At 69.0% G+C, this 12,035-nt stretch carries 13 protein-coding genes; 6 read left to right on the forward strand and 7 right to left on the reverse strand.

Annotated features, from left to right (window positions below):
- Positions 1–15: 15 nt before the first annotated feature.
- Both AC5592_RS27100 and AC5592_RS27105 read left to right on the forward strand, forming a co-directional pair.
- Positions 16–474: an SRPBCC family protein gene (locus AC5592_RS27100; RefSeq protein ID WP_063065868.1), complete on the forward strand. Its 459-nt coding sequence runs from the start codon at positions 16–18 to the stop codon at positions 472–474.
- A 49-nt stretch (positions 475–523) separates the two neighbouring features.
- Positions 524–1,378, forward strand: coding sequence for a ribokinase (locus tag AC5592_RS27105; protein ID WP_063065869.1), 855 nt, complete (start codon positions 524–526; stop codon positions 1,376–1,378).
- 115 nt (positions 1,379–1,493) lie between these two features.
- On the opposite strand, the gene AC5592_RS27110 is transcribed toward AC5592_RS27105, so the two are convergent.
- Complete coding sequence (locus AC5592_RS27110; RefSeq protein ID WP_063065870.1) at positions 1,494–2,060, reverse strand: TetR/AcrR family transcriptional regulator; 567 nt, start codon at positions 2,058–2,060, stop codon at positions 1,494–1,496.
- Between the two features lie 129 nt (positions 2,061–2,189).
- Here AC5592_RS27110 and AC5592_RS27115 point away from each other — a divergent pair, with 129 nt between their 5' ends.
- A complete protein-coding gene (locus tag AC5592_RS27115) occupies positions 2,190–3,881 on the forward strand; it encodes a nitroreductase family deazaflavin-dependent oxidoreductase (RefSeq protein ID WP_063065871.1) in 1,692 nt (563 codons plus the stop codon).
- Between the two features lie 61 nt (positions 3,882–3,942).
- Here AC5592_RS27115 and AC5592_RS27120 read toward each other — a convergent pair whose 3' ends face one another.
- The 5 genes from AC5592_RS27120 to AC5592_RS27140 form a co-directional block, all read right to left on the reverse strand.
- Positions 3,943–4,821, reverse strand: coding sequence for a VOC family protein (locus tag AC5592_RS27120; RefSeq protein WP_036499591.1), 879 nt, complete (start codon positions 4,819–4,821; stop codon positions 3,943–3,945).
- Between the two features lie 28 nt (positions 4,822–4,849).
- Positions 4,850–5,962: a ferredoxin--NADP reductase gene (locus tag AC5592_RS27125; protein ID WP_084507267.1), complete on the reverse strand. Its 1,113-nt coding sequence runs from the start codon at positions 5,960–5,962 to the stop codon at positions 4,850–4,852.
- Positions 5,963–6,015: 53 nt separating this feature from the next.
- Positions 6,016–6,219: a hypothetical protein gene (locus tag AC5592_RS27130; RefSeq protein ID WP_232329576.1), complete on the reverse strand. Its 204-nt coding sequence runs from the start codon at positions 6,217–6,219 to the stop codon at positions 6,016–6,018.
- Positions 6,220–6,266: 47 nt separating this feature from the next.
- Complete coding sequence (locus tag AC5592_RS27135) at positions 6,267–7,409, reverse strand: 3-ketosteroid-9-alpha-monooxygenase, oxygenase component (RefSeq protein ID WP_036497584.1); 1,143 nt, start codon at positions 7,407–7,409, stop codon at positions 6,267–6,269.
- A gap of 277 nt (positions 7,410–7,686) precedes the next feature.
- Positions 7,687–8,187, reverse strand: a complete 501-nt coding sequence (locus AC5592_RS27140; protein ID WP_063920405.1) for a flavin reductase family protein — start codon at positions 8,185–8,187, stop codon at positions 7,687–7,689.
- Between the two features lie 233 nt (positions 8,188–8,420).
- Here AC5592_RS27140 and AC5592_RS27145 point away from each other — a divergent pair, with 233 nt between their 5' ends.
- A complete protein-coding gene (locus AC5592_RS27145; protein ID WP_036501211.1) occupies positions 8,421–9,263 on the forward strand; it encodes an IclR family transcriptional regulator in 843 nt (280 codons plus the stop codon).
- Between the two features lie 38 nt (positions 9,264–9,301).
- Positions 9,302–9,928 carry a PadR family transcriptional regulator gene (locus tag AC5592_RS27150; RefSeq protein WP_063000618.1) on the forward strand — a complete coding sequence of 209 codons (627 nt, stop codon included), beginning with the start codon at positions 9,302–9,304 and terminating at the stop codon, positions 9,926–9,928.
- Between the two features lie 40 nt (positions 9,929–9,968).
- Here AC5592_RS27150 and AC5592_RS27155 read toward each other — a convergent pair whose 3' ends face one another.
- Positions 9,969–10,628 (reverse strand): class I SAM-dependent methyltransferase, encoded by a 660-nt coding sequence (locus tag AC5592_RS27155; RefSeq protein ID WP_036501213.1) that lies wholly within the window; start codon positions 10,626–10,628, stop codon positions 9,969–9,971.
- Between the two features lie 147 nt (positions 10,629–10,775).
- On the opposite strand from AC5592_RS27155, the gene AC5592_RS27160 reads away from it, so the two are divergent.
- Entirely contained in the window at positions 10,776–12,017 is a 1,242-nt protein-coding gene (locus AC5592_RS27160) for a bifunctional 3,4-dihydroxy-2-butanone-4-phosphate synthase/GTP cyclohydrolase II (RefSeq protein WP_036501214.1), read from the forward strand.
- Positions 12,018–12,035: the final 18 nt, after the last annotated feature.

Consider the following 12,035-nt stretch of genomic DNA (forward strand, 5'->3'; position numbering starts at 1 on the left):
TGATTCGATGGTCGCATGGCAGATATCGACAGGGTGGTGTCGGCGGAGCGCGAAGTCGCCGCGCCGGCCGGGCACATCTTCGAACTGATCGCCGATCCGGCGCAGCAGCCGCGATGGGACGGGAACGACAATCTCGACCGGGCGGAGACCGGGCAGCGCGTGCGGAGTGTGGGCGAGGTCTTCGCGATGACACTCACCAACGGGAGCGTGCGCGAGAATCACGTGGTGGAGTTCGAGGAGGGGCGCCGGATCGCCTGGCTGCCCGCGGAACCCGGGCAGCGCCCGCCGGGACATCTGTGGCGCTGGGAACTGGAACCCGTCGACGAGAGCCGGACGCTCGTGCGGCACACCTACGACTGGACCCGGCTGACCGACGAGGTCCGGCTGCCCCGAGCCCGCGCGACGACGTCCGACAAACTGCTCGGGTCCATCGACCGGCTGGCCGCGCTGGCATCGGCGGCCGACCGCGCCTGATCACGGCGACGTTCGGTCCGTCCGCACCGCGGCGGGTTACGGTGCGTGCATGGCACGGATCGCAGTGGTCGGCAGCATCAACATGGATCTGGTGACGCGCACGCCGCGGCGGCCGCAGGCCGGTGAGACCGTCCTCGGCACCACCTTCGCCACGGTGCCCGGCGGCAAGGGCGCGAACCAGGCGATCGCCGCCCGGCGCGCGGGCGCGGCGGTCGATTTCGTCGGCGCGATCGGCACCGACGTCTTCGGCGCCGAACTGCGGAAAGTGCTCGAGGACAACCAGGTCGGGACCGCGGGACTGCGCACCGTCGAGGGGTCCAGCGGAACTGCCACCATCGTGGTCGACGAGACCGGCGAGAATACGATCATCGTGGTCGGCGGAGCCAACGCGGCGCTCTCGGACCTCACCGACGGGGACCGCACCCTCATCGCCGATGCGGATATCATGCTGTGCCAGTTGGAGATTCCGGTCGACACCGTCCTCGGCGCCGCCCGCTGCGCCCGCGACCACGGCACTCTCGTCCTGCTCAATCCGTCCCCCGCGCGATCACTGCCACCGGAGCTGTGGGAGGCGGTCGACATCGCGGTGGTCAACGAGGGCGAAGCGGCGCACTGGAATTCGCAACTCCGGGTGGTCCCGCACGTGCTGATCACCCGGGGCGGCGACGGCGCGACCTATCGCGGACCCGAGGGCGAGCTGACCCACCCCGGCGTCCGGGTCGACGTGGTCGACACGACCGGTGCCGGGGACACGTTCACCGGCGCACTCGCCGCACACTGGCACGAGGGCCCCGCCACCGCTCTGGCCTGGGCCTGCACCGCCGGCGCCCTGGCCACCACCGTCGTCGGCGCCACCGCGTCCATCCCCACCGCCGCGGCGATCGAGCGGGCACTGGCCGAATAACCGCCGGTGACGCCGGGGCTGTGCGGAGCCCGGCTGCCGTGCCCGCGCCGGCCCACGACGTCGATCCACCGCCGCCGCGCACAACCGGTGTGCGCTCCGAAGACCTGCGACGAAACTACGGCGCGGCGGTGTGGCGAGCGATGAGTTCCGACATCTGGGCGCCCACGCGTTCCAGCGGCGCCATCGAACGGGTCGCCAGGGACAGGATCACCGCCCCCTCGAGCGCCGCTACCACCGTGGTGGCCAGCGATATCGCGAGATCCGGTGCGACGTCCTCGGTTTCGAGGCGTTCGGCGAGAATGGTCTCCCATTCGGTGAAGGTCGCCCCGGCGGCGTCGGCTGCCTCGGGCGCCTCCGACCGGCCCAGCGCGGCCGCGACGATCGGACATCCGGCGGTGAAGTCGCTGGTCGCGAGTTTTTCGCGCCAGAGGGCCGGGAAGGCGCCGACACACGAGGCCACGTCGGCCCCGGCGGTGATCGTGCGCAGCAGAGCGCTGTAGGCGGCGCCGGCGGCGCGGGTCGCCTCGGCGATCAGTTCCGATTTGCCGCCGGGGAAGTTGAGATACACCGAGCGGCGCGAGATGCCGCTGTGGTCGAGCAGCTGCGCGATACCGGTGCCGGCCACACCGTTACTGCGCATCAGATCCACGGCGCTGTCGATGAGCCGGTCGCGGGCTCCCATGATGCGACCCCTTTCCTCACGCACCTTGTCCGGTCCAGCCTACCGTTGCCCTAGACCGATCGGTGTACTACTCTGCCGACTATACCGATCGGTATACCTCATTTCCGATCCGCGCCCTGGAGGATAGGCATGACCGGACTGCACGACCCCCTTCCCCTGCCCTGCGGCCAGGTGCTTCCCAACCGGATCATGAAGTCGGCGCTCAGCGAGGGGCTCGGCACCGCGGCGCACGCGCCCGACGAGCGGCTGGTCCGGCTGTATCGCCGCTGGGGAGCGGGCGGCTACGGCCTGATCGTCACCGGCAACGTGATGATCGACCGCACCCAGCTCGGCGAGCCGGGCAATGTCGTCGTCGACGACGATCGCGATCTCGCGGCGCTGACGCGGTGGGCGAAGGCCGCCAAGGACGGCGGCACCCCGATCTGGATGCAGCTGAATCATCCCGGCCGCCAAGCCAATCCGCTGGCCACCCGGCAGCGGCCGGTGGCGCCCTCGGCGATCGCGTCGGGAGTGCCGGGACTGCCCACGCCGCGCGCGCTCACCGAGGCCGACATCCACGATCTGATCCGGCGCTTCGCCGACGCGGCGCGAATCGCGGAATCGGCCGGTTTCGACGGAGTCCAGATCCACGGCGCCCACGGCTACCTGGTGTCGCAGTTCCTGTCGCCGCTGGCCAATCAGCGCACCGACGACTGGGGCGGTGACGCGCCACGCCGGGCGCGCTTCCTGCTCGAGGTGGTCGGCGCCGTCCGCGCGGCGGTCCAGCCGGGCTTCGCGGTGGCCGTCAAACTGAATTCGGCGGATTTCCAGCGCGGCGGTTTCACCGAGGACGAATCGCGGGCGGTGGTCCAGCAGTTGGCCGCGCAACCGCTGGATCTGATCGAAATCAGCGGCGGCAGTTACGAATCCCCGGCGATGATGGGCCGGTCCCGCGATGCGGCGGCGAGTACCCGGGCACGCGAGGCCTACTTCCTCGAATACGCGGAGACGGTACGCCGGCTCGCGGCCGCGGTGCCGATGGCGGTCACCGGCGGCTTCCGCAGCCGGGCGGCGATGGCCGGTGCGGTCGATTCCGGCGCCTGCGATGTGGCCGGACTGGGCCGCCCCACCACGGTGTACCCCACCGCCGCCGCCGATCTGCTCACCGGCGGCACGGAAGAGCTTCGGCCGCCGTCGATTTCGCTCGGCCTGCGCGGCCGCGTCGCCCGCAGCGGTATTCTGCGCGCCGTCGACGGCGCCCTGGATCTGCAATGGCATACCGATCAGCTGCATCGCCTCGGCGCCGGGCTCGATCCGGATCCGGCTCGCTCACCGTGGTCGACGGCGCTGACCATGCTGCGCCGCAACGGGTTCGACGCGTTCCGGTCGCGGCGCGGCACGACCGGGGGCGACCGGAAGTCGACGAAGTTCCGGATCGAGCGCGCGGTCGGCCGCTACCTGGTCAATCCCGGATTCGCCGCACTGGACCGGATCGGTGTGCGGTCCACCTTCGCGACCGAACTGGAGACCGTCGGCCGCAAATCCGGTCAGCCACGGCGGGTTCCGGTATCGGTGCTGTTCGACGACGACGGCGCCTGGATCATCTGCCAGCACGGGATGCGGTCGGGCTGGGGCAACAATGTCCGCGCCAATCCCTCGGTGCGATTGCGGCACAACGGAACCTGGCGTGCGGCCACGGCCGAGCTGCGCCCGGACGACGATGTGGTCGCCCGGGCCCGCGCCTTCGCCCCGCATCCGGCGCTCGCACCGCTGACCGCCGCCGGATTCGCCGCCCTGCAGACCGATCCGATCTCCGTGCGGGTCACCTTCACCGACGCGTAGGACCCCGCGACGGCCGGTTCGCGTCACCGCGTGCCGGCCGCCGGGCGGTGGTGACGGCCGCTCAGCCGCGCGCCCATTCGTGGCCCCAGTAGCTGTCGGCCGTCATCTCCTCCGCGACATAGTCCTCGCCCACGAGCATTCCCTCGCAACCGAATTCGAGGTCCCAGCCGCCCGGGGTGCGGACGTAGAAGGAGATCATCTTGTCGTTGGTGTGGCGGCCGAGTGTCGAGGACAGGTGGTAGCCCGCCTTGGTCACCCGGTCGAGCGCCCGGCCGACATCGTCGAGCGCATCGACCTCCACCATCACGTGCACGATGCCCGGGCCGTCGCCGCGGCCGCCGGGAATCAGCGCCAGGCTGTGGTGGCGGGGATTGACACCCATGAACCGGATCCAGATCGGATGTTCGGGCGGACCGACCCGGAACGAACCGCGCGAGGCGAAGTCCAGCACCTCGGTGTAGAACTGCCGCGCCGCCTCGATATCGGGCACCGGCAGCACGACGTGGCCGAGCCCCAGATCGCCGGAGACGAAACGGTGTCCGTACTTGCCGACCACCGGGCTGTGGTCGAGCAGGGGGCCGTGGAAGACCTCGACGGTGAATCCGGCGGGATCGGTGAAGCTGATCGCCTCCTCGACGTGGCGTGCGGCGGATTCGGCGAGGGTCAGCTCGGTGACCTCGATCCCGGCCGCGGCGAGGGTTTCGCGCACCAGCGTCAGCGAACGCCGGTCGGCGACCTGCCAGCCGACGGCGATCACCTCGTCGCGATCGCCCGGAACCAGTTCGAGGCGGTAGGTGTGCTCGTCCGTCCGCAGGTAGATCGATTCCGGGTTGGGGCCCGACCCTTCGGCGAATCCGATGGTGTCGAAGGCGAATTCACGCCACGCGGCGACATCGGCGATCTGCGCCCGGACATAACCGAGCGAGCTGACGGCGGCCATTTGCACTCCTTGCAAGGGGTCGGGTGGTTCAGGAATAACTGATCGAAACGTCGTCGGTGACCGGTACCGCCTGACAGGCCAGCACATAGCCCTCGGCGAGATCCTCCTCCTCGAGGACCTCGTTGCGGCGCATGGACACCTCGCCGGACACCACCCGGCACACGCAGGCGCTGCATGCGCCCTCGCGGCAGGAATACGGCGCCTCGAGGCCCGCGGCCAGCAAGGTGTCCAACAGGACCTGGCGTCGCGGCCAGGCCATACGGTGATTCTCGCCGTCCAGTTCGACCTCGACGTGCGCCGAGTCGGCGGGATCTGCGGGGTCGGCGGGGTCACTCACGGGAGCCGTCGCCTCGAACGGATTGCCGTTCAGGGAGACGAACTTCTCCATGTGCACGCGCCGGCGGTCGGCGCCGTGCGCGGCCATGGCCGCGCCGACGGCATCCATGAACGGCCCCGGACCGCAGACGAACGTCTCGCGGTCGGCCCAGTGCCGCACCAGCGCGGACAGCTGCGCCACACTCGGCAGGCCCTGCACCGATTCCAGCCAGTGCAGCACCTGCAGCCGATCCGGATGCGCCGCAGCGAGTTCGGCGAGTTCCGCGGCGAAGATCACCGACGATTCGTCGCGATTGGCGTAGACGAGGGTGCAGTGCCCACCCCCCTGTGCCAGCGCCGATTTCAGGATCGACAACACCGGGGTGATGCCGCTGCCCCCGGCGAACAGCAGCAGATCGGTGTCCAGCGAGGCCGGGGTGAACAATCCGGCGGGCGGCAGCACCTGCAAACTTTCTCCGGCGACGGCGTTGTCGCACAACCAGTTCGACGCGTATCCCTGCGCCGTTCGTTTGACGGTGACCTTCAGCGGACCGTCCTCGTGCGGTGCGCTCGACAGCGAGTAGCACCGGCTCACCGAACCGGTGCGATCGCTGGGGATGCGCAGGGTGAGGAACTGTCCGGGCCGGTAGCCGAACCGCTGCGCGTGTTCGGGCCGTGGAGCCAGCTCCAGCGACACCGCGTCCGCGGTCTCGCGCACCACGCGGACGATCTCGACGACGACCGGATCGGCCGCCGCGTCGCGCGGGCCGGCGTCCTCGGGCACCTCGCCCGGCTCACGCACGTCGAGTTCGATCGCCGTATCCATCGAGCACCACCACATCCGTTTCTCTGCCGTTCATTCAGCTTCCTGCCCCGCCGTCAGGCCACGGTCCGGCCGCGGGTGCGCACATCGACATCACGGGTACTCACGCTCACCTGCCCGGACTCCACCGCCGCATCGATGCTGTCGCGCAGGGCGGCACAGGTGTGCGTGCCCGGCGCCGACAGTTCGGTGCACGCGCGCATCGCCGCCCGGCTCCACTGCACGCTCGTGTGCTGCGGGCTGAACTTCTCCACCAGCACGCACGTTCCGCATGATCGGCACGAAACCTCGTCCATCGCGATGACTCTCAGCCCGCCACGGCCTGCTCGGCCCGCTTGGCGAGGTTCTCCGCGACCTCGGCCTCCCAGGCGGTGACCGCGCGGGTGGTGTCGACCTCGAATTCGAAGCGCGCGGTCATCTCCTCGGAGATGTCGGCGACATCGGTGTAGAACTGCTCGTACCAGCGCCGCAGCTGATAGACCGGCCCGTCCTCCTCGCACAGCAGCGGATTGTTGATGCGCGACTTACGCTTCCAGATCGCCGCATCCTGTTCGAACCCCTTGCCGAGACCGCCGACGAAGGCCGCCGCGATCTGCTCGGCCCGCTCCGGCGACACGCCCTCCGGCTTCTTCGCGATGGCGCCGTACTGCAGGACGAACCGGTTCTCGGTGATCGGATAGTGGCAGTTGATCAGATAGCCCTCGACCGTGAGACCGGCACTCTCGCTGCGCAGATAGTCGATCATGTAGGAGGGGCCGTAGTACGACGCCTCCGAATGCAGAGTGTTCTTGCCGCCCAATGCCTTCGCGGTCGCGCCCATCATGTCCTCGCGTGAGATCGAGGTCATGTACTGGCTGGCGATATGACCCTCGAACACGTTCTTGAAAAAGGTCGGGAAGCCGTAGTGCACGTAGAAGAAGTGCGCCATGTCCACGACGTTGTCGACCACCTCGCGGCAGTTGGCCTCGACGATCATCGAGTTCCAGGTCCACTCGGTCCAGCCGTCGTCGAAGGCGGCGTCGACGCGCGGGATGGTGACGTCGGCCGGCGGCTGCTTGCCCTCGGGATCGTTCCAGACGAACAGCTGCTTGTTCTGCTCCAGCGTCGGCCACGCCTTGGTGCGGGCCAGCGGAGGCACCCGGCGCGCGTACGGGATTCCGGTGCACTTGCCCTTGCCGTTCCACCGCCAGTCGTGGAAGGGGCAGGCCAGCGAATCGCCCTTGACGGTGCCGTCGGCGAGATTGCCGCCCATATGCGGGCAGTAGGCGTTGAGGACGTTGAGCGTGCCGTCCTCGCCGGCGAAGACGACCAGTTCGGTGCCGAAGGCCGCGACGGTGTGCGGCTTGCCGTCGCGGAAGGAGTCCGCCAGGCCCAGGCAGTGCCAGCCGCGGGCGAACCGGGTGGGCGGTGCGCCGGCGTCGATGACCCGCACTTCGCTGTCGCTGTTCATGATTCCTCCGTCTCGATTGCGTTCGGCCTCGATCGCGATCGGCCTCGACTACCCGCCGGCCCAACCCGCCCCGGGTGATGACTCGATGCTCGCCATCGGAACGGGGGCCCGGCATGCGAAGTCCCACTGGCCGGGAGATCCACTCCGCTTATCGGCAACCACGGGACGCCTCGGCGGTGTGGGCAGGTACGCACCCTGCCGGTCACCCGCACGCCAGCAGACGCTCGCGTCGGTACCCGTGCAGACGCTCGCGTCAGTACCCGTGAAGACGCTCGCGTCAGTGTCCGTGCAGACGTTCGAACGCGGAGCGGTAGAACAGCAGCGGCGCCTGGTCCGAATGTTCGGCCAGCGCGGTGACCCGGGCGATCACGATGGTGTGGTCACCGCCGTCGACCTCGCGATCCAGCTCGCAGTCGATACTGGCCAGCGCGCCGCTCAGCCGCGGCGACCCGTTTCCGGACAACTCCCAGTCCACACCCGCGAATTTGTCGGTGCCGCGGCGGGCCAGCGCGCGGCAGATCTCGTCCTGGTCGTGGGCCAGGATGTTCACGCAGAATCGGCCCACCTCACGGATGCGGGGCCACGACGTCGAGGTCCGCGCGGGGAAGAAGCAGACCCGGGGCGGGTCGAGGGACAACGACGAGAAGGACTGGCAGCTGAATCCGACCGGCTCGTCACCGGACAGCGCGGTGATCACCGTGACCCCGGAGCAGAACCTGCTCAGCACGGATTTGAAGGTCGCCTCCGAGATCTCGTCCACCTGTACTACCGGCTCCACGGCCACTCCTTGTTTCGGACAGACATATAGCTGTAAGTCATGACACCAGGTCGAGGGGCGCCCCCGTCAACAGCGAGGTCCAGTGAACGGGAGAGATTTCGGTAGCACTTACGTAGTTCCACCGATTCGCGATCGGTGTGGTGGCAGCCACTGTGATAGGTGACACAAATGCCGAAACCGAACATGCCTAGTCGAAATACTTCTAGACTGCATATGAGCCAACGGAGGTACATATGACCGTCACCGTGCTGCCCTCCGCGGAACGCACCACCACGGCCGCGCATCACGCGACGACGGGCGCCAGGGCTCATCGAGCCGGCGCGCCGATTCCGGTGTCGATGATCGAGCGGATGACGCTGATCCTGGATGCCTTCGACGCGAACACCCCGACGCTGACACTGCTGGAACTGGTTGAGCGAACCGGACTTCCGCGCTCGACGGTCCACCGCATCCTGGATCAGATGATCCGGCTGCGCTGGCTGGCGCATTCCGCCGGCGGCTACCGCCTCGGCATGCGCACGCTGGAACTGGGCGGATTGACCGCGGACCACAACGAGATTCGTGACGCGGTGAGCCCGCTGCTGCACGAGTTGTCGCAGCGGACGGGCATGGTGGGCCATCTGGCGGTGCTCGACGGTCGCGAGGTCGTCTATCTGGACAAGGCCGGCGGTCGCTTCGGCGCGGCGCTGCCGACCCGCCTCGGGGGCCGGATGCCCGCGCACGCAACGGCTTTGGGCAAAGCGATGCTGGCGGCGCTGGAACCCACCATCGCCGAGGCCGCCTTCCGCGGCCGGCTGCCGCGCCTCACTCCGCGCACCCTGGCCGAACCCGATGCGCTGCATCGCGAACTCGGGCAGATCCGGTTGCGCCAAGGCGTGGCGATCGACCGCGAGGAGGCCATGGTCGGCATCGCCTGTGTGGCCGCGCCGCTGCGTGGCCGCGGCGCCCCGCCGGCCGCGCTCTCGCTGTCGGGACGTGCCGAGGCGATGAGTTACGACCGGCTGGCCCGGGTCGTTCTCGAGGTCGTACACGAGGCCGGGCGGGCACTGTTCCCGCACCGCACCCGCTGGCGCTGATTTCGGATCCGCATATGACTGGGCGGTATAGTTCGGCGATGACATCTGGCACCGATCTGCCGACCACCTCGTGGGCCGTGCTCGGGATGCTGTCGCATGCGGACGAGTTGTCCGGATACGACCTGAAGAAGTGGGCGGACTGGAGTTTGCAGTTCTTCTACTGGAGCCCGTCGTTCAGCCAGATCTACGCCGAACTCAAACGCCTCGAGAAGCACGGGTACGTCACCTCGCGCACCGTGACCTCCGAGGACGGCGTGCGTGGCAAGCGGATGTACGCGATCACCACCAGCGGCCGGGATGCCGTGGCGCACTGGGTCAACCACTCACCGGTCGAAGCGCCGGTACTGAAACACAGTGTGCTGCTGCGGGCGTGGCTCGGACATCTGGCCGAGCCGGAGCGGTTGCGCGAAATCCTCACCGCGCATATCGATTACGCGGAGAAGATGCGCCGCCGCGCCGCCGCCGACGCCGAGGGGTCCGACGCCAACCCGGATTGGGCCTTCCCCAGCGCGGTGTTGCGCTGGTGCATCCGGCACTACGAGGCGGAACGCCAACTGGCCGAGGATCTGCTCGACGACCTGGAGGCGTTGAACAAGCGCGGACGGCTGCCCCGCAATCGCGAGGCGCCGCTCGCACCACCGAAGCCGAAGGCACGGCCGCGATAGAGCACAGGACCGGGGCACCCGGTCCGCACCGGATCCGTCGCTACCCTCGCCGGATCCGGGCCAGCCAGGCGGCGGTATCCACGGTCCCGTCCTCGGCCACGTTCAGCCCGGCGACCTGATCGGCGACCACCGGGGTGACCCGGCCGCGATAGGACGCGGGTCGCAGATCCTCCAATTCCCAACCCGCACCGAATGATTCACGCAGCAGCCGATCGCTGATGCGCGGCCCGAAACCCGGATCGGCATCGGAGAGTGCCAGCACATGCACCAGACCACCCGGAGCACACAGGGTGTGCAGCGACCGGACGTAGTCGGCGCGGGTCCCGGGATCCTCGCGGAAGATGTGGAACAGGGCACTGTCGACGATCGTGTCGAAGACGCCGAGTTCGGCGGCCGCCGCATCGGTGCCGAGCCGGACCGCATCCGCTACCCGGAAGCGTGCCGCGGGCACCCCCTTCGCGGCCGCGTTGCGCCGCGCGTATTCGACGGCGCTGGGCGACAGGTCGATACCCAGCACGTCGTAGCCGAGGGCGGTGAGGGCGATGGTGTGCTCTCCCGCACCCGTTCCGACGTCGAGCACCCGCCCTCGGATCAACCCCTCGCGCTCCACTTCCACGATCGCCGGCTGCGGCTCACCGATCACCCAGGGAGCGGTGTCGTCGTCGTAGACGGTGTTCCAGAACTCTGCGGCCTGTGTCATGACCCCAGCGTGCACCCTCAACCGCACTCGAGGTCAACGCCGGCAGTGGGTCCCCGGAATTCGTCGTCCCCAGAATCTCACTGAGCGGAACCCTTCCTAGCGAGGAGCGTTTCGGAATATTTCTATTAGGCATACAGGAGGTGCACGATGACCGGTGAACTCGATTCCATCCAGAACGCACTCGACGCCCTGGCCGCCGGCCGGCCCGTCGTGGTGGTCGACGACGAGGATCGGGAGAACGAAGGCGATCTCGTCCTGGCCGCGGAATTCGCGACCGCGCAGACCATCGGATTCCTGATCCGCCACACCAGCGGCGTGCTGTGCGTGCCGATGCCCGGCGCCGACCTCGACCGGCTCTCGCTGCCCCCGATGACCGCGGTCAACGAGGACCCCAAGGGCACCGCCTACACCGTATCGGTCGACGCGGCCGCCGGCGTCAGCACGGGTATCTCGGCGGCCGACCGCGCCCACACCATGCGACTGCTGGCCGATCCGCGCACCACCCCGGCCGACCTCACCCGACCCGGGCACGTCTTCCCGCTGCGGGCGCATCCACGCGGCGTGCTGGGCCGGGCCGGGCACACCGAGGCGACCGTCGACCTGCTGCGCGCGGCCGGATTGCGGCCGGCGGGAGTGATCGCGGAGGTCGTCAACGACGACGGGTCGATGGCACGGTTGCCACAGCTGCTGGTCTTCGCACGAGAGCACGGGCTGCCGATCATCTCCATCGCCGACCTCATCGAATATCGAAAGCATCGCGAGCACACCGTCACCCGGCTCGCGCAGACCCGGCTGCCCACGCGCTACGGCGATTTCCAGGTCTTCGGCTACCGCGACGCCGACTCCGGAACCCAGCCGGTCGAACATCTCGCCCTGGTTTTCGGCGATCCGTCCGGAACCGACGTCCTGGCCCGGCTGCATTCGGAATGCCTGACCGGCGACGCGTTCGGCTCGCTGCGCTGCGATTGCGGTGAACAGCTCGACGCCGCACTGCGGGCGGTGGCCGCCGAGGGGCGCGGCGTCGTGGTGTATCTACGAGGCCAGGAGGGACGCGGCATCGGCCTGCTGAACAAATTGCGCGCCTACGAACTACAGGACGCCGGCGCCGACACCGTGGACGCGAATCTGCGCCTCGGGCTGCCGATCGATGCCCGCCGCTACGGCGCGGGCGCGCAGATCCTGAGCGATCTGGGTGTCGAATCGGTGCGGTTGCTCAGCAACAATCCGGATAAGCAAGCGGGCCTGCAGGCGCACGGCATCGCGGTCACCCGCCGGATTCCGCTGCAGACCGACCCGACCGAGCACAACGTCCGCTACCTGCGGACCAAGCGGGAGCGGATGCGTCACCAACTGGCCGGACTCGACGTCGCCTCCGCTGCGGCGAACTGAAAATCCTTGTGCTGCAAC

The sequence above is a fragment of the Nocardia violaceofusca NBRC 14427 genome (genome assembly GCF_963869435.1).
Classification (GTDB): Bacteria; Actinomycetota; Actinomycetes; order Mycobacteriales; family Mycobacteriaceae; genus Nocardia; species Nocardia aobensis.